Origin of the sequence: Gilliamella sp. B2785 (assembly GCF_026537005.1) — a bacterium.
GTDB classification, from domain to species: Bacteria; Pseudomonadota; Gammaproteobacteria; order Enterobacterales; family Orbaceae; genus Gilliamella; species Gilliamella apicola_E.
On the sequence record NZ_JAFNNC010000005.1, the window covers coordinates 97,372 to 116,359 of the forward strand.

Here is an 18,988-nt window from a genome sequence, read left to right on the forward strand (position 1 = left end):
TATTATGGTTGATCGTTTGCTAAACCGAATACCGCTTGCAAAATTAGCTGGTATTGGGCCTAGTTTAGAAAAAAAATTCTTTGCACTTGGTATTAAATCTGTTCAAGATCTCTTATTACATTTCCCTTTACGTTATGAAGATCGTTCGACATCTTCAGCAATTAGTGATGTTGCTATTGGTGAAACGACCACAATTTTAGGTCAAATTATCAAAAGTGAAATAATTACAACTAAACGTAAAATGTTGCTCTGCTATATTCAGGATGATTCTGGTATCGCTATTTTACGTTTTCTCAATTTCAACATGGGTATGAAGACAGCCATGGCATCCGGTAAATGGGTGAGGGCTTACGGAGAAATAAAGAGGGGGAGCCATTATCCAGAAATGATTCACCCACAATTTAATATTCAATCAAAAAAAGAGGAGTCGCCTAGTTTTTCTGAACCAAACGAAGAGCGATTTACGCCGATTTATTCAACTACCTATGGGTTAACTCAGAATGTCATCCGTAAAGCAATACAATCGGCATTAATATTGTTAAAACGAAATCCACCAGCTGAAATCTTACCGGTTTCAATAAGCAATGGTTATTTATCTGTTGTTGAATCATTAGATATTATTCATAATCCATCATTAACAACGAATGTAGATCAGCTTATTGATGGAGAACATCCAGCAATAAAGCGTTTTGTTTTTGAAGAGTTGCTTGCTTATCATTTAAGTATGTTGTTTATTAAGGTTGATAATCAAAAACAACATTCTTATCCAATGCATATTAATAAGCGTTATTCTCAGCCTTTCCTTGCTTCCTTGCCATTTGAACCGACTAATGCGCAAAAAAGAGTCGTACAGGATATTTATCAAGATATGGCTAAGTCAGTTCCAATGATGCGATTAGTTCAGGGAGATGTGGGCTCAGGTAAAACGTTAGTGGCTGCTTTAGCCGCTCTAAATGCTATTGAAAATAATAAGCAAGTTGTTTTAATGGCGCCGACCGAAATATTAGCCGAACAACATTTTCATAATTTTTGTCGATGGTTTGAGCCACTTGGAATAAAGGTTGAGTTGTTAACTGGGCGATTAACCGCAAAAAATAAAAAACGACGATATGATGATATTGAATTAGGCGAAATTTCAATGTTAATTGGTACTCATGCCGTATTTGTTGAGAAAGTTAAGTTTTTCCAATTAGGATTGGTGATTATTGATGAACAACATCGCTTTGGTGTAAACCAGCGATTAAGTCTTTGGGAAAAAGGTATTAAAGATGAGTGTCATCCTCATCAATTAATAATGACAGCAACGCCAATTCCAAGAACCCTAGCGATGACAGTTTATGCAGATTTAGATGTATCAATCATAGATGAATTACCTCCAGGACGAACGCCAATATCGACGATAGTGATACCAAATTCTCGTCGTGATGAAATTATTCAACGTGTCAATCAAGCTTGTATTGATAATCGCCAAGTCTATTGGGTTTGTACTTTAGTTGAAGAATCTGAAACGCTTGATGCTCAAGCTGCAGAAATGTTAGTTGCAGAATTACAAGAACGCTTACCGCATCTTATTATTGCTTTAGTGCATGGCAAAATGAAATCAGATCAAAAACAATCTGTCATGCAGGATTTTAAAGACGGTAAAATTCAATTATTAGTTGCCACAACGGTTATTGAAGTCGGTGTCGATGTGCCTAATGCTAGCTTGATGATTATTGAAAATGCTGAACGTTTAGGCTTAGCACAACTGCACCAATTACGTGGGCGAGTAGGGAGAGGTACTGCAATATCTCATTGTGTTCTTATGTATCAAGCACCTTTAAGTAAAATAGCTCAAGCACGTATGAAGGTGATGCGAGAAAGTAATGACGGTTTTGTTATTGCCCAAAAAGATTTAGAGATTCGTGGTAGTGGCGAAATTCTAGGTACAAGGCAAATAGGGGTAGCTAACTTCAAAGTAGTTGATTTAATCCGTGATCAACATCTAATTAATGAAGTGCAAAAAGCCTCTTATTATTTACAGAAGAATTATCCCGAAAGTGCTAATCAGCTAATTGAATGTTGGCTACCTGATCGAGAAAAGTACATTAATGCTTAAATTATGATAGTAGTTGAGAACTGTAATAGCTTTTTCCATATAATATTCAATAAAAGCAGAGCGTTATTCATAAAAAAGGACTTATAGCGATATCTATAAGTCCATAAATATTAGTGTTAATTTTATTTATAAGAATGAACGGTATGGTAATTCCGGCTCATCGGTAAAGATATCTCTGAATCCTCGATAGTGCTGATAATGCATTTTATTTTTATCAGTAGGATATGTATATTTACCACCAACTTGCCAGAAAAATGGTCTAAATTGATATTCTAGGCGGTCTTTTTTCATATCCCATAATACTTCTATTTCACGAGGATCACTTTGGAAATTAGACCAAATATCATGGTGGAATGGAATGACCACTTTAGTGTTGAGAGATTCTGCTGCGCGTAAAATATCTGACGAAGTCATTTTATCGGTTACACCACGTGGATTTTCGCCATAAGATAAAAGAGCAACATCAATTTTATAATCATTACCGTGTTTTGCGTAATAGTTTGAATAGTGAGAATCCCCTGAATGGTAGAGTGAACCACCGGTTGTTTCGAATAAATAATTGACTGCACGATCATTCATCCCATCTAAAATGGATTTATCTGTTGATGAAACACCTTTAGGTAAAGTTACAAGTGATGTTCTATCAAATGAATCTAAAACATGAATCGTAATATCACCAACATGTAAGGTTTCACCTACTTTTGCAACAATACAGCGTTCTTCCGGTACACCCCAACTTTTCCATAATTCGACACAAGCTTTAGGACCAATAAATTTTACTTCTGGTGAGCAATTTTGAATAACTGCAGCTGCAACATTGACATCAATATGGTCCGCATGATCATGTGTCGCCATGACGGCATCAATCTGTTTAATAGCAAATGGATCTAAAACAAATGGGCTGGTTCTTAAATTAGGTTGTAATTCACGTACACCTCCCATGCGCATCATCTGGTGTTGTTTGTTCATTAAAGGATTGGCGTGGGTTTTTTTACCTGTACCACACCAGAAATCGACAGAAATATTGGTGTTACCAGCTGATTTCAACCAAATTCCCGTACAAGCAAGCCACCACATGGTAAACGTATTAGGTTTAACTTCCGTATTTTCTATCTCTTCATTAAGCCAAGTTCCCCACTCAGGAAAAGTGTTTAAAATCCAAGAGTCACGGGTAATTTCATTCACTTTACTCATACTATGTTCCTTTTCTTCATTTAATAGTTAAACTAATATTACTTCTACGCCTTGCTCTTTTATGCAATCGATTACTTCTTTATTCGCTTGTTTACCTGTAATTAAAATATCGATTTTATTTACAGGACAAAAAAGCATGCCGGAGTTGGCTTTAGTATCGATTTTGGAGCTATCTACCACCACAACTAATTTTTCAGCTTTTTCTAAAATTTGTTGTTCTGCAACTGCACCTAAGATCTCATTTTTATAAAGACCAGTTGGTGTTAATGTTTTGCCACTAGTAAACATCCATTTTGCTGCATAAGAATCAGTAAAGCTGGCAATAGGGTTGAGTATGATATTTTGTGTTTTGTTATATAACCCTCCCATAATGATGACGTTTTCATGATCGTGTTCAATTAAATAACAGGCTAATGGAAAGTAATTGGTAATAATTGAGACATTTTTACCACACAATTCACGCCCTAATAAAAATGCTGTTGAACCGCAATTAATCACAACGTTTTCATCACTTTCGCATAGTTTAGCTGCACGTATCGCGATGCGCGCTTTTTCATGATAGTGATCGGTATTATTGATATCTATTGGTGCCCATATAGGTTTTTGTTCTTCTAACCGTAAAATACCATTACGTACTTTTCGCACTCGCCCATCTAAAGCAAGTTTAGTTATATCTCTTCTAGCTGTAGCCGGAGAAATGGAGAAAATTTCAATTAATTCGGTGACTTTTAACTCACCTTTTTCATTGACTAAAGCAACAATTTCGTTGTGTCGCACAATTTCATTCATTGATAACCTCTTATAACATCATGAGCTAATTTGATTATTTGTGATAATAATTATCATTGGATTTATTGTCAATCGCTGATCATGTCTCATTAAAGATAAAATAATTTAATGTATTGATTAATATAGCTATAATTTGATTTGCATGGTGTTTTTTTTAGCGATAATGTGATATCCATCACAGTTTTACAGTTGATTGTTATAGAAAAGTGATCTACGTCAAAATAATCATAAATAATCATTGAATGATTAATTGTGATTATGGAAGATGAATATCAGTTAATGAATCACGATTGATTAACTGAGTTAAGTTTTAAGAAAAAAACTAACCTCACACTAAACAACCATATAAGTGGCATCTGGATAGCGTTAATTATCCTGCATTGAAAAGTTAATAAGGATTTGTAATGCAAACAGTGTCCAATAACCAATGAGAGGGGCATATGGAAGTAATCTATAACATTTTCTACATTTTTTATAGTCAAGTCATGACGAAAGCACCTTTGTTATTAGGCTTGGTGACAATGCTTGGTTATTGTCTTTTACGCAAAGACATAACCACAATTTTAAAAGGAACAATTAAAACCATTGTTGGGTTTATGTTGTTACAAGTGGGTTCAAATGTGTTGGTTTCGACCTTTAAGCCGGTTATTGCCAAATTAGCTGAATATCATGGTATTAAAGGATCTATCATTGACACTTATGCATCAATGGTTGCTGTTGAAAACGGTATGGGTGATCAGTATTCGTGGGTAGGATATGCGGTTTTATTAGCACTAGCAATTAATATTGTTTTAGTCATTTTTCGTCGTATTACCGGTATTCGTACCATAATGTTAACAGGCCATATCATGTTCCAACAAGTAGGGTTGATTACTTTATTCTATTTTCTTTTCGGTTATGGCATGTGGGAAACAATAATCTATTCAGCAATCATTACAGCGTTATATTGGGGAATATTTTCCAATATGATGTTTAAGCCTACCGAAGCGGTGACTGGTGGTGCTGGTTTTTCAATTGGACACCAGCAACAACTTGGTTCTTGGATTGCTGTTAAATTGGCACCAAAATTAGGCGATAAAGCCAATTCTGTTGATAACCTTAAATTACCTAAATGGTTACATATCTTTCATGACAGTATCGCTGCTACAGCAATTGTTATGACATTCTTTTTTGGCATTATTTTGCTCTCATTTGGTTTGGATAATTTGCAAACTATGGCTGGCTCTACTCATTGGACTATTTATATTCTTGAAACAGGATTGAAATTTGCTGTTGCCATACAAGTTATCGTTGGTGGGGTAAGAATGTTTGTAGCTGAATTATCTGAGGCATTTAAAGGTATTTCGGAAAAATTGATCCCTAATGCAGTATTAGCAATAGATTGTGCTGCGATTTATGCATTCTCACCTAATGCTATGGTATTTGGCTTTATTTGGGGGGCATTAGGACAATTTTTAGCGATTGCTTTATTACTTATTTTCAAATCACCGATTATGATTATTCCTGGTTTTATTCCAATGTTCTTCTCTAATGCGACAATTGGTGTTTTTGCAAACCATTTTGGTGGTTGGAAAGCGGTGATGAAACTCTGTTTTGTTATGGGCATGATTGAAGTATTTGGTTCAGCTTGGGTAATTCACATTTTTGCTCAAAATGGTACTCCTATTGACGCTTGGATGGGTATGGCTGATTGGGCAATTTTATTCCCACCAATTTTACAAGGCTTATCATTCTCTCATTTATTCATCTATTTATTAATTGCATTAGCTTTAGTTTATATGTTTTTTGCTGCAAAACAGCTTAAACAAGAAGAAGCAATGCAAAAAGATCATCCAGAATTTAACGATAATCAACAAGATGTTAATGAAGCTGTGGTAGATAAAATGGATGAAGTAGCCGTGGCTGAAGGTCGTCCGATACGTATCCTTGCGGTATGTGGAAGTGGGCAAGGTTCTTCAATGATGATGAAAATGAAAATAGCTAATTATCTAGATAAGAAAGGTATTGCAAATGTGATGGATTCATGCGCGGTAACTGATTACAAATCGCGTTTACCCAATGTTGACATTATTGTTGCTTCAAAACACTTGATTCACGAAATCGAAGTTAATGAAGGACAACATGCTTTAGGTGTACAAAATATGCTTAATCCAAACACATTCGGTGATGAGCTTATTGAGATTATTAAAAAAGTACTTGCTCAATAATCGATTAAATATAAAGAGAAGAAAGGAGTACAACGATGGCTTTGAAAGAATCATTAATTGAAAATAATTCAATATTATTAAAAGCAAATGCTGCTAATTGGCAAGAAGCTGTCAAATTAGGTACCGATATGTTAGTCGCTTCAAATGCAATTAAACCGTCTTATTATGACGCAATTATCCACTGCGTTAAAACAATGGGGCCTTATATTATTATTGCACCTAATTTTGCCATGCCTCATGCCAGACCAGAAGATGGAGTCAATCGTACTGCTTTTGCTTTAGTAACCCTTAATCAACCAGTTTATTTCGATGGCGAAGAAGAACCTGTTGATGTGCTTGTTACTTTAGCTGGAAGTACATCAGATCAACACATGGAAGGATTAATGGAGGTTACCCAAGTGTTAGATGATGAAACCAGTGAAACCGGAGTCAATCTTGATAAGTTAAGAGCTTGCAAAAACAAAGAAAATGTTTATGCGGTCATCGATAAGGCATTAAATGGAGGCTAATTTATGTATCAAGAATTAAAAGAAAGAGTATTAGCAGCTAATTTAACATTGCCTCAATATCATTTGGTGACATTTACATGGGGCAATGTGTCCGAGATTGATCGTGATAAAGGTGTTATTGCTATTAAGCCATCGGGTGTCGAGTATCACAATATGAAAGTTGATGATATTGTAGTGGTTGCACTAAATGGTGACATTATCGAAGGTCATCTCAATCCATCAAGTGATACCGCTACTCATCTTGAGCTTTATAAAGCATTTAAAGATATTGGTGGTATTGTTCATACGCATTCTCGTTATGCGACTATTTGGGCGCAAGCAGAACTCGATGTACCTGCCTTAGGAACAACCCATGCTGACTATTTTTATGGTGATGTGCCATGTACGCGTCGATTAACCGATAGCGAAATAGCAAATGATTATGAAAAAAATACTGGACTGGTGATTATTGAAGAGTTTAAACGACGCGGGCTCGATCCTAAAGCGATGCCGGGCGCAGTTATTTCTGGTCATGCTCCTTTTTGCTGGGGTAAAAATGCTTTAGATGCTGTGCATAATGCAGTCGTATTGGAAGAAGTCGCAATGATGGCTATTTCTACACGTCAACTTAATCAAACAATAAAAATTCAACAAGCTTTATCGGACAAGCACTATTTTCGTAAACATGGTGCGAATGCTTATTATGGTCAAAAATAGAATGCAAGAGGGCAAATAAAATGACAAAACCTAAACTACAAATCGCATTAGATCAAACAGAATTACAACCAGCTTTAGAAGTTGCAAAAAATGTTGCTGGTTTTGTGGATATTATCGAAGTGGGAACAATTCTTGCTTTTGGAGCAGGTATTGGAGGCGTTAAAACGTTAAGAGAAAAATACCCTAACCATATCTTGGTTTGTGATTTAAAAACTACCGACGGTGGCGCGATTTTAGCCAAAATGGCTTTTTCAGCAGGTGCTAATTGGTTAACTGTTTCAGCGGCTGCACATATTGCAACTATTGAAGCCTGCAAAAAAGTTGCTGATGAATTTAATGGAGAAATTCAAATAGAGTTATATGGTCATTGGACTCTAGATGATGCCAAAGCCTGGCGAAAGTTAGGTATAAAGCAAGCTATTTATCATCGTTCTCGTGATGCAGAATTAGCTGGATTAGGATGGGGTGAAGAAGACTTAGTTAAAATGCGTCAACTTTCCGACTTAGGCCTTGAGCTCTCTATCACGGGCGGTATTGTACCTGAAGATATTCATCTTTTTGCAGGAATCAAAACGAAAGCCTTTATTGCTGGTCGTGCTCTTGCTAACCAAAATGGTCAACAAACTGCACAAGCTTTAAGAGAGCAGATAGCTAAATATTGGTAATTGGTATGTTGCAGTTGTCAATTCAACTGCAATGCATATTGTTCCATTTTTATTAGGTTTAGATTATGACAAAAAGAGCAATAAATATCAAAAAAACCACGCCTCGTATTGGTATTTATGAAAAAGCATTACCAAATGATTTAACGTGGCAACAAAAATTTAATGAAGCAAAAGCATTAGGATTCGATTTTATTGAATTATCCATTGATGAGTCAGACGAACGTCGAGCAAGGCTGGATTGGTCTGATGATCAAATTTATTCATTACGTCATTTGTCAGAACAAATGGGCATAGCTTTGCACTCTATTTGTTTAAGTGCTCATCGAAAATATCCATTCGGTTCCAATGATGAACATATTCGTGCACAAGCAAAAAACATAATGAACAAGGCAATAGTACTTGCTTATAAATTAGGTGTCAGAGTCATTCAGCTTGCAGGATATGATGTCTATTATGAACCAGCAAGTAATCAAACCCATCAACGCTTTATTGAAGGCATGCAGTGGAGTGCCAAACAAGCAGAAAAAGCAGGTATTATGCTTGCGGTAGAAATAATGGATACTGACTATCTTAATTCACTAAGTAAATTCGAGATTCTGAAAAGGGAAATACCGTCTTCATATTTTATGGCTTATCCGGATGTTGGTAATATTTCTGGTTGGAATTATGATGTATGCACCGAACTATTATTAAGTCGTGATCATATTGTGCAAATTCATCTTAAAGATACCAAAAAAGTTAAATCTAATTATTCTGGGCAATTTCGAGATTTAGTTATTGGTGAAGGCGAAGTTGATTTTCCGGCCATTTTTAATACATTAAAATTAATGGATTATTGTGCTCCTTTTGTGATTGAAATGTGGGCTAAAGATGATAATTGGAAGCAAAATATTATTACTGCTCAACAAAGCCTAAATGCTATGGCATCCCAAGCAGGATATGCACTATTCTCCTAATTTATTTGTAATAAAAATGATATAAAGCTCAATTAATGTCTTATTTGGGCTTTATCTATTCAGTCGAATTAAAAAATAGCCATCAGAACCCATCTGAATGACATGTTATTTTTAAGCTTAAGATCATTATTAAACTCTTTTATAGCAACATATTAATATTAAGAGATTTTTATTTATTCTTTCCACCAATTGGCCTATCGTGTAATATAATGGCCATTATAACAAAATGAAAGAATTGCGAATATTATATGAAATCAATGATCAAATTATTCTCCATATTATTAGCCATCTTGACATTAGTTGGTTGTGGTTTAAAAGGCCCACTATATTATCCCAATGAGCAGTCAAGGACATTTGTTCAATCTAATGATGTGAGTAACATAGCTTAAAGGAATAATTCAATGAAATTTTTACATTATTGTAATGGTCAGTTATTGGCAGATGACGTCGCTATCTCTGATCTAGCAAAGCAATATGGAACTCCGTTATATGTCTATTCTGCTGCTCATATGACAAAACAATTTCTTGCTTATCAGCAAATTCTTCAAGATAAGAAACATCTAATTTGTTATGCAGTTAAGGCTAACAGTAATTTATCGGTTTTAAATTTGTTGGCTAAACTTGGTGCCGGTTTTGATATTGTCTCGCAGGGTGAATTGGAAAGGGTGCTAAAAGCAGGTGCCGAACCTAGAAAGATAGTTTTTTCTGGTGTCGCAAAATCTATTGAAGAAATCAAACGTGCGCTTGAAGTTGGTATTAAATGTTTCAACGTTGAGTCGGAGGCGGAATTATATCGTATCAACGAAATTGCTCAACAATTAGGTAAAATTGCAACAATTTCATTAAGAATTAATCCTGATGTGGATGCCAAAACCCATCCCTATATCTCAACAGGATTGCGTGAAAATAAATTCGGCATAAGTTATCAATTAGCCCTTGATGTATACCGCAAAGCGGCTAGTTTAAATCATATTAAGATAGTTGGTATTGATTGCCATATTGGTTCTCAATTAACAGAATTATCGCCATTTTTAGATGCTGCTGATAGGATTTTAATATTGGTTGATAAACTCAAAGCAGAAAATATTCACCTTGAACATATTGATTTAGGTGGTGGATTAGGGGTCTGTTATGAAAATGAAACACCTATTTCTGCATCCACACTTGCTTCAGAGTTACTTGCGAAATTAACCAATTATGCTGATCTTGAAATTATTTTTGAACCAGGCCGCTCAATTGTGGCTAATGCTGGTTTATTAATTACTAAAGTTGAATACACTAAACATCAAGATGGTAACCATTTTGCTATTGTTGATGCGGGAATGAATGATTTAATTAGACCAGCTCTTTATAAAGCTTGGATGCGAGTTTTACCAGTCAGAGAACCAAAAAGTTCTGATAAAAAAGAATGTTACAATATCGTTGGACCAATCTGCGAATCTAGCGATGTGTTAGCTTATCAACGAGAGTTGTCCGTTGAACAAAGTGATCTATTGGTTATTTGTAGTGCTGGTGCCTATGGTTTTAGTATGGCGTCAAATTATAATAGTCACCCACGTCCAGCTGAAGTTTTGCTTGAAGGAGGAAAACAACATAAGTTAATTCGAAAACGTGAGACGTTTGATGATTTATGGCGTGGTGAATTAGTATTATAATCTTTTAAGAGTGTGTGATGCGATGGACTCATTCGCTTGGCAAATAAAGCGCTTTATTAATTAAACTTAATTAGAGTAATAGGTAATTAAAAAAAGGTAAGCAAAGATGAACTTTTCTAAAATGCATGGATTAGGTAATGATTTTATGGTTATTGATGCACTAACGCAAAATGTTCATCTTTCGAGCGAATTGATTAAACGCATGTCAGATCGCTATACCGGTATTGGCTTTGATCAGTTACTTGTTGTTGAACCACCTTATTCGCCAGAAAGCGATTTCCACTATCGCATATTTAATGCAGATGGTTCAGAAGTGGAACAATGTGGTAATGGTGCACGTTGTTTTGCTCGTTTTGTTCGTTTGAAAGGGTTGACGAAAAAACGTGTTTTAAAAGTAAGTACTATGAAAGGTAATATTGTATTGACGGTTAATGATGATGAAACCGTACGTGTTAATATGGGAATCCCTATTTTTGAGCCGAGTAAAATTCCTTTCAAAGCCATTAAAGAAGAAAAAACTTATATTATTCGTGCACAAGAACAAACAGTTCTGTGTGGCGTTGCTTCAATGGGTAATCCGCATTGTGTTATTCAGGTTGATGATATATTAACAGCTCAAGTATCAACGCTTGGTCCACTGTTAGAGCAACATGAACGTTTTCCTGAAAAAGCAAATATTGGTTTTATGCATATTATCGATCGAAATAATATTAATTTGCGCGTATTTGAACGAGGTGTTGGTGAAACACAGGCTTGTGGTACTGGTGCTTGTGCGGCTGTCGCAGTAGGTATTAATCAAGGACTCTTAAATCCACGAGTAAATGTTAATTTACCTGGTGGCAAATTAATTATCGAATGGAAAGGCAATCAGCAACCCCTTTATATGACTGGACCAGCAACACATGTATATGATGGTTATATTTCAATTTAATAACTGATGTAATTTAGGATTTGATACTGAGTACGATAGAAATAAATTATGGTCATTAAAAAAACACAGACAGTTAAATATAAGCCTCATCGTCGACAAAAAAACTTTGTCAAATTGAATGATGAAATGGTCAGTCAGTATATCATTGATAATCCTGATTTCTTCATTCGTAATGCTGCTCAGATTGAACGAATGCGTGTACCACATCCAGTTCGCGGAATTATTTCGTTACCTGAATGGCACATGGCTAGACAGCGTAATAAAATTAATCAGTTAGAGTCTGAAATTACCATGCTAATGGAGCATGCTAGTGCTAATGAGCTGCTTTTTAATCAGTTAATGAAATTGCAATTCGACTTAATTAAAGCAAAAGATATTGATGAATTAATTGTATCTTTAAAAAATTGGGCTAAAGATTTAGGGCTCAATGGTGCTTATTTATATCTTTTCGATGATAAATGGTTACTTAGTGCGCCATCTAGCTATCATCATTTAGCCTTAAATTCATTACAATTTGATTTTATTCGTGTTCGTCATCTACAGTATAGTCAGTTTTATTTAGGTCAATTAAACACAACTGAATTAGATTTTTTATTACCGCAGCATGGTTATGTCGGATCAGTTGCATTATCATTATTTGGTCAATTTGGGGACCTCGGTCTTTTGATGTTTACTAGCCCAGATCCACAACATTATCAAGTTGGGCAAGGAACTTTGTTATTAGAGAAAGTTAGTGAGATATTACCTATTTTGATTGAAAAATGGATTATGCGAAGAAAGTAAGGAACGATGATGGCTAAAACTAATCCAAATTATTCCACTTTATTAGCTGAGCCGGTTGAGCATTTCTTAAACTATCTAAAATCAGAAAAACAACTTAGCCTAAACACACAAGTTAATTATCGCCGTCAACTTTATGCCATTATCGATTTAACCAAGGATCTGGATATTGAAAAATGGCAAGCTATTGATTCGTCAGCTGTACGATTATTAATTAGCAGAAGTCGGCAAACCGGTTTACAAGCAAGAAGTCTCTCCTTACGACTGTCTGCTCTGCGAAGTTTTTTCGATTGGATGGTGAAGAATGAAATGATTTCCGTCAATCCTGCTCGAGGTGTAGTTAATCCTAAATTAGGCCAGCATCTTCCTAAAAATATCGATATTGATGAGGTTAATCAATTACTAGATATTGAATATAACGATCCATTATCTGTGCGCGATAGAGCTATGCTCGAAGTTATGTATGGTTCTGGATTACGTCTTTCTGAATTAGTTAACATTAATTGTCGAGAGCTAAATTTAAGGGAAGGGGAAGTCCGGGTAATGGGAAAAGGTAATAAAGAACGGAAATTACCTTTAGGGCGAGAATCTGTAAAATGGATTGAATATTGGTTAACCATGCGAAATGAATTAAAACCGCAGGATGATGCACTATTTATTTCTAAATTGGGGAAACGAATTTCTCCTCGTAATGTGGAGAAACGATTTGCTCAATGGGGTATCAAACAAGGATTAAGTTCACATGTTCACCCACATAAACTACGCCATTCATTTGCAACGCATATGCTTGAATCGAGTGGCGATTTGCGAGCAGTACAAGAATTACTAGGTCATGCTGATTTATCCACTACACAAGTTTATACTCATCTGGATTTTTCACATTTATCGGAAGTTTATGATTCTGCTCATCCACGAGCTAAAAGAGGGAAAAAGTAATGCATTTTTATCGTTCAATTGACTGCATTAAAGCGATCACTTTCGATCTAGATGATACTCTATATGATAATAGTATGATTGTAGATAAAGCTGAAGAGGAAATGATAAAAAATTTACAGAAATATGAACAGTTTCAAAATTTAACATTAGATTTATATTTCCAAGAAAAAAGTTTGGTGCTCTCAATCAATCCGGAAGTTTATCATGATGTGATAGTTTGGCGGATAGATACTATAAAATCTTTATTGAATAGAACCAATATACCCGTATCTCAACATTCTCAGATAATTGATGGTGCGGTAGATTGTTTCAATGTTTGGCGCCATAAGATGGTTGTTCCTCAATCAACACATACTTTATTAACTAAACTAGCAAAAAAATATCCATTAGCGGTAATTACTAATGGTAATGTCGATGTAAATAAAATCGGATTGGGAGACTATTTCCAATTTTCTTTACGCGGTGGACCGGATGGACGTTCAAAACCATTTCCAGAAATTTTTGATTTGGCTGCAAAAAAATTATCCATACCCAATAAATATATATTACATGTCGGCGATAATTTAGAGACTGATGTTAATGGCGCCATTAATAACGGTTATTTATCGTGTTGGATAAATATCTTTGAGCAAGATATTTATCATCTTACTGATGCAAGGTGCCTACCTCATATTGAGATAAGCCGATTGCTAGAATTAGATAATCTGTTATAATTATCACATACGTGTATAAAAAGACAGTACAGTTAGATGTAAATAAGATTTGCATTTACTACCTGTCTTTATTTTTTTAATAGACTCACCAATAAATATTATAAAGAAAATGGCAATTTTAAAAAGATTCAATATATCAATAATTAATAGTGGTTTATGTAATCGGGATGGGTTAACACATAATGGACATTAAGCAATCATTATTAAAAGACCTTAACACAGAACAACAAACCGCAGTAGTTACAGATAATCAATATACTATTGTACTTGCAGGTGCCGGAAGTGGTAAGACACGTGTACTTGTTCATCGAATAGCTTGGCTTTGTGTTGAGAAAAATTATTCATCGGGTTCAATTTTTGCGGTGACTTTTACCAATAAAGCTGCTGCTGAAATGCAGGAAAGAATTGAATCGTTAGTTGGTGAAAGATATTTAAATGGAATGTGGGTTGGTACCTTCCACGGTTTGACTCATCGCTTATTACGCATGTTTCCTCAACAAGCTAACCTTCCAGATAATTTTCAGCTTATTGATACAGAAGATCAGATTCGACTTATCAAGCGAATTTTCCGAGAACTTCAAGTAGATGAAAAGCAATGGTCAGCAAAAGAGTGTGCTAATTATATTTCTGCACAAAAAGAGAAAGGATTACGCGCTAAAGACTTGCTGCCAGAAGATCCAAAACAAGTAATGTGGCAAGTGATCTATCGTGATTATCAAGCAATTTGCGATAAAGTTGGCTACGTTGATTTTTCTGAGTTAATTCTGAGAGCTTATGAATTACTTTGTAGAGATGAGAATGTTTTAGATTATTGCCGTAATCGTTTCTCAAATATTCTCATTGATGAGTTTCAAGATACTAATAAAATTCAATATCGATTCGTACAAAAATTAGCGGGTAATACAGCTAATATCATGATTGTTGGTGATGATGATCAGTCAATTTATAGTTGGCGTGGTGCTAATGCCGATAATCTTCAATTATTTATCAATGATTACCCCGATACTGAAATTGTTCGCTTAGAGCAAAATTATCGATCCACAGGGTTTATTTTAGATTCTGCAAATAAATTGATTGCTAACAATAAAAATCGGTTAGGTAAAAATTTATGGACCGATAGTGGCGATGGTGAAAAAATCTTGCTTTACAGAAGTTTTAATGATGCTGATGAGGCAAGATTTGTTGTTGGTCAAATAAAAAAATTGCATGAGCAAGGTCAAAATTACTCTAGTTGTGCGATTTTGTATCGTAATAATATTCAATCTCGGATTTTTGAAGATACATTAATGCAAAATGGCATACCTTTCCAAATTTATGGCTCGATTAGATTCTATGAAAGGCAAGAGGTTAAATTGTCTCTTGCTTATTTACGTCTATTACATGACCATAACAATGATATGGCATTTGAAGCCACTATAAATACGCCAACTCGTGGTATAGGCCAAGTTACTTTAGATAAAATTAGACATTTTGCTAAGCATAAAGATATGTCGTTATGGGATGCTTGCTTAACGTTAATTGAAAAGAAGGGACTTTCTGATAGACAACTTACAGACATAAATCGATTTATCCATTTAATGCAATCGATTCACGCTGAAGTTAATGACTTACCTTTTTATAAACAATTAGAGAAGATTATTACGTTATCAGGTGTCTTGCGAATGTATGAACAAGAGCCGGGTATTAAAGGTCAGGCAAGGTTAGAAAACCTTGAAGAGCTTGTTTCTGCAGCTGAGCAATTTTACCGTGTCAATCAAAATACCGTGATTGAGGATGCTGAAACAGGTAAACCTTTAACAATTTTAGAATCATTCTTATCGGTTACGTCGCTTGAAAGCCGTGATGTTGGTACTGACCAAGATTCTGTTCAACTGATGACGCTACATTCAGCAAAAGGATTGGAATTTGACAATGTCTTTATTGTAGGCTGGGAAGAGGGTATCTTCCCTACCCAACGTTCTATTCAAGAAGTCGATAAAATGGAAGAAGAAAGACGTTTAGCTTATGTTGGTATAACGCGAGCAAGAAAAAACTTAACGCTTTCATTGACAGAACAAAGACGACTCTATGGTCGAGAAGAACGAAATTTACCTTCTCGTTTTTTAGATGAGTTGCCAGTTGAAAACTTAAATGAAACCTATTACCAAGGTAGTTTTTCTTCATTTGGGGGACGATCTGGTTACCAAAATAAAGATGATGAGTTTTATCAAGAACGTAAAAAATCTTATTCTAAGAAGAAAAAGGAAGATGATGGTTATACATTAGGTAGAAAGGTTAAACATAACCGTTTTGGTGAGGGATCAATTATCAATCTTGATGGTGAAGGTGAGCATAGACGAGTTCAAATCGCTTTCGTTGATGTTGGTATTAAATGGTTAGTAATAAAATTAGCAAATCTGACATTATTATAAATGCCATCTACCTAAATAAGATAGGCGCTAAATATTAATTTACCGCCTATTTTTTTATGAAAATTATTCAGCTTGTTCTTCTACGGCTTGGGTAAAAATATCTTCAAATGTTTGATCTGATCGATTACAAATCCATTTGTTGTTAATAAAGTCAAAATGATAACCTTGTTTTCTTGTTGCTAACCAAACTTGAAATAAGGGTTCTTGTGTATTAATGATAATTTTACTGTTATTTGGAAAGCTGATATTAATAACATTACCATTAGTTTCGTAATCTAAATCGATATCATGCTCATCAGCATAATCATCAAGGTATGATTCAATTTGATTAAAAAGTTGATCAGTTAGAGTATGAAATTGAGTGACGTTCATATTGGTGTGATTATATTGAGCAATTAATATAGAAATAGTAGCATAAATAGAGAGACTCCGCCACAGCTAGGTGGCGAGAGCAAATTAAGTGTTACTGGTTGAGAGGTAATGAACAAGCCATTATTAATAATTTATAATTATCGTCATTTTTTTCGGCTCGCATCCAACGGCTTGGAATATTAATATTATTAATTAATTTACCCTCTGCAAAGTTTTTTTCAACAAGATCAAGTTGTCCTTTAGCAATTTCTTTTTTGTCACAATTAGCGTAATAGTTAATGACTATAGTGCGATAGGGTGTTTTCACATTATCTATGTTTTGTACTAATGCAGGAGTATAATTGATCACTTCTTTAAAGACACGAATTCGAGGATTATATGGGTGTGACTTTATCGATTTTTTATCAAGGAATGAATACCCAACCTTATTATCTTCGTCAGTTTTAGAAATAGGTGCAAATTGCTCACCGATTCTAGGATTGCTCAACATTTCCTCAACTTCTTTTGCTTGAGTGGCTTTCTCTTCTTCAGTAAGTTGTGGCTTTTCATCTGTTGCATGGCTTATAGTTGCAAAAGAAAAAAGAATTAAGACTAAGCATAATTTTTTCATTTAAATGTTATCTCCCTCTTTTGAGCTCTTGCCTTCACTTGATTCTTGAGTTGCATTATTTTTCTCTTGTTCTTTTTTTAATTTAGAAGCTTCGATCTTTTCTTGCTGCTCTTTTCTTATTTGATCATCAAATAGCTTTATATCTGGACGATCTTTATAAAGAATATCTTTCTTTAAATCGCCTTGAATAGAACAAAGAACTCGATTTTGGTTGTTGTCTAGGTTTTCTAAATATAGTGATTTCTCAATTGTCCCAAGTTTTGGCACTACACCATCAATTGAATAGAGATTATCTGTCCACTCAGGGGATTTAGCATTACGATCATAAATTTTAGCATTAGCAATATAAACATTTTCATTATAACTTGACCATTTTATATTTTTTAATGCATTAATAATTTCTTCTTGGCTATTATCAAAAATAAAGCCCCAATAATAATATTTTCCAGATAAATTTGTTGGAATATATATGTCTTGGTATCCCGTAATAGTTAACCCACGATATTTAAGTGGTTTTTTAAAAATAACTTTATTTTTATCTTGTTGATAAATGGATTCTACAGGAATGAATGTCACATTATCTTTTGTGGTTAAATCAACGTATTCGCTAAATGTTTTTTTATTTTCAGCTAGATTTTGGAAAAATTGATTATCACATGCAAGAAAAGTATCAACTATCTTATCTGTTACACTTGCTTTATTGTCTTGAGCAAAAGCTATGCAAGAAACGAGCGAAGAACAAGCAATCACAGTAAGTTTTTTGAAAAGCATGGGTTGTTCCTTTAAAAAAGCGATAATAGAATGTAACCATATTGTAAAGCAATGTAAGTTGATGTCAATCTAAACAGTTTTAATTTTGAACAAAAATCAGTAAATCACCAGCATTAAAAGAGATTTCGACAGTGTCATTAATCGCTTTATTACGTAAACTAGTAAAACTACCTAAAGATAGAGTTTGATTATTTAATGGGTATTCAAAACCGGTTATAGTCAACCCTGTAACTTTGGATAGAGGCATTAATGAAATAATATGGTATTTAACATGATGGATAATTTGATGGTTAGTTGCGAAGAAAAAGTGACAATAATCATCATAAAACAGCATTTTAAATTGTTGATGATATTGCATAGCAACCGATAAGTTACCTAGAAAGTGGTCACTGGATCGTCCTGATGCACCATATATGGTAAATGATGTGACTCCTTTACTATTTAAAAACAACAAAGCTTTTTCAAAGTCAGTTTTAGATTGATCTGGCGTATGAATGATTTGGGTTTTATCGGGAATTGTCATTGTGGAGTTAATGCTATCTAAATCACCGATTATAAAATCTGGTTTAATTGAAGATTTAGATAGATAACTATGATATGCACCGTCAGTACATGCGATATAATTATAATTACCTAAATCGGTAGGTAGATTTTTAGGTGGTTCGCCATTTACAAATAACAGTGCTGTGAACATT

Annotated in this window: 19 protein-coding genes; 13 read left to right on the forward strand and 6 right to left on the reverse strand. The window is 34.5% G+C overall.

Features of this window, described 5'->3' with window-relative positions; translation table 11 throughout:
- Positions 1-4 precede the first annotated feature (4 nt).
- Positions 5-2,098, forward strand: a complete 2,094-nt coding sequence (gene recG / locus J3U24_RS07120) for an ATP-dependent DNA helicase RecG (protein ID WP_267337421.1) — start codon at positions 5-7, stop codon at positions 2,096-2,098.
- Positions 2,099-2,224: 126 nt separating this feature from the next.
- Here the strand turns inward: recG and ulaG are convergent, their stop codons facing one another.
- Positions 2,225-3,292, reverse strand: a complete 1,068-nt coding sequence (ulaG, locus tag J3U24_RS07125) for an L-ascorbate 6-phosphate lactonase (protein ID WP_065733831.1) — start codon at positions 3,290-3,292, stop codon at positions 2,225-2,227.
- 27 nt (positions 3,293-3,319) lie between these two features.
- Positions 3,320-4,081 carry an HTH-type transcriptional regulator UlaR gene (gene ulaR, locus J3U24_RS07130; protein WP_065563139.1) on the reverse strand — a complete coding sequence of 254 codons (762 nt, stop codon included), beginning with the start codon at positions 4,079-4,081 and terminating at the stop codon, positions 3,320-3,322.
- A gap of 440 nt (positions 4,082-4,521) precedes the next feature.
- Between ulaR and J3U24_RS07135 the strand changes: the two genes are divergently transcribed.
- From J3U24_RS07135 to uvrD, 12 genes are all read left to right on the forward strand, one after another.
- Positions 4,522-6,288 carry a PTS ascorbate-specific subunit IIBC gene (locus J3U24_RS07135; protein WP_065733832.1) on the forward strand — a complete coding sequence of 589 codons (1,767 nt, stop codon included), beginning with the start codon at positions 4,522-4,524 and terminating at the stop codon, positions 6,286-6,288.
- 35 nt (positions 6,289-6,323) lie between these two features.
- On the forward strand, positions 6,324-6,797 hold the full coding sequence (locus J3U24_RS07140; protein ID WP_267337420.1) for a PTS sugar transporter subunit IIA: 474 nt from the start codon (positions 6,324-6,326) through the stop codon (positions 6,795-6,797).
- Positions 6,798-6,800: 3 nt separating this feature from the next.
- Positions 6,801-7,493: an L-ribulose-5-phosphate 4-epimerase gene (locus tag J3U24_RS07145; RefSeq protein WP_267337419.1), complete on the forward strand. Its 693-nt coding sequence runs from the start codon at positions 6,801-6,803 to the stop codon at positions 7,491-7,493.
- Positions 7,494-7,513: 20 nt separating this feature from the next.
- Positions 7,514-8,158: a 3-keto-L-gulonate-6-phosphate decarboxylase UlaD gene (locus J3U24_RS07150; protein WP_065733834.1), complete on the forward strand. Its 645-nt coding sequence runs from the start codon at positions 7,514-7,516 to the stop codon at positions 8,156-8,158.
- 65 nt (positions 8,159-8,223) lie between these two features.
- Positions 8,224-9,114 (forward strand): L-ribulose-5-phosphate 3-epimerase, encoded by an 891-nt coding sequence (locus J3U24_RS07155; protein WP_267337418.1) that lies wholly within the window; start codon positions 8,224-8,226, stop codon positions 9,112-9,114.
- Positions 9,115-9,371: 257 nt separating this feature from the next.
- A complete protein-coding gene (gene lptM / locus J3U24_RS11655; RefSeq protein ID WP_416380179.1) occupies positions 9,372-9,503 on the forward strand; it encodes an LPS translocon maturation chaperone LptM in 132 nt (43 codons plus the stop codon).
- A gap of 12 nt (positions 9,504-9,515) precedes the next feature.
- Positions 9,516-10,769, forward strand: a complete 1,254-nt coding sequence (lysA, locus tag J3U24_RS07160) for a diaminopimelate decarboxylase (protein WP_065733836.1) — start codon at positions 9,516-9,518, stop codon at positions 10,767-10,769.
- 106 nt (positions 10,770-10,875) lie between these two features.
- Positions 10,876-11,700: a diaminopimelate epimerase gene (gene dapF, locus J3U24_RS07165; RefSeq protein ID WP_267337417.1), complete on the forward strand. Its 825-nt coding sequence runs from the start codon at positions 10,876-10,878 to the stop codon at positions 11,698-11,700.
- Between the two features lie 48 nt (positions 11,701-11,748).
- Positions 11,749-12,483, forward strand: coding sequence for a DUF484 family protein (locus tag J3U24_RS07170; RefSeq protein WP_065733837.1), 735 nt, complete (start codon positions 11,749-11,751; stop codon positions 12,481-12,483).
- A 9-nt stretch (positions 12,484-12,492) separates the two neighbouring features.
- Entirely contained in the window at positions 12,493-13,416 is a 924-nt protein-coding gene (gene xerC, locus J3U24_RS07175) for a tyrosine recombinase XerC (protein ID WP_065563130.1), read from the forward strand.
- Positions 13,416-14,129 (forward strand): 5-amino-6-(5-phospho-D-ribitylamino)uracil phosphatase YigB, encoded by a 714-nt coding sequence (gene yigB / locus J3U24_RS07180; RefSeq protein WP_267330632.1) that lies wholly within the window; start codon positions 13,416-13,418, stop codon positions 14,127-14,129. Before xerC ends, yigB begins: the two co-directional genes overlap by 1 nt.
- Positions 14,130-14,311: 182 nt before the next feature.
- Positions 14,312-16,540, forward strand: coding sequence for a DNA helicase II (gene uvrD / locus J3U24_RS07185; RefSeq protein WP_065733840.1), 2,229 nt, complete (start codon positions 14,312-14,314; stop codon positions 16,538-16,540).
- A gap of 63 nt (positions 16,541-16,603) precedes the next feature.
- Here uvrD and cyaY read toward each other — a convergent pair whose 3' ends face one another.
- From cyaY to J3U24_RS07205, 4 genes are all read right to left on the reverse strand, one after another.
- Positions 16,604-16,912, reverse strand: a complete 309-nt coding sequence (gene cyaY / locus J3U24_RS07190; RefSeq protein ID WP_065733841.1) for an iron donor protein CyaY — start codon at positions 16,910-16,912, stop codon at positions 16,604-16,606.
- A 91-nt stretch (positions 16,913-17,003) separates the two neighbouring features.
- Entirely contained in the window at positions 17,004-17,522 is a 519-nt protein-coding gene (locus J3U24_RS07195; protein WP_065733842.1) for a surface-adhesin E family protein, read from the reverse strand.
- Positions 17,523-18,293, reverse strand: coding sequence for a hypothetical protein (locus J3U24_RS07200; protein ID WP_267337416.1), 771 nt, complete (start codon positions 18,291-18,293; stop codon positions 17,523-17,525). It lies immediately after the preceding gene.
- A 79-nt stretch (positions 18,294-18,372) separates the two neighbouring features.
- Positions 18,373-18,987, reverse strand: coding sequence for a thiamine diphosphokinase (locus J3U24_RS07205; protein WP_267337415.1), 615 nt, complete (start codon positions 18,985-18,987; stop codon positions 18,373-18,375).
- Between the last annotated feature and the right edge of the window lies 1 nt (position 18,988).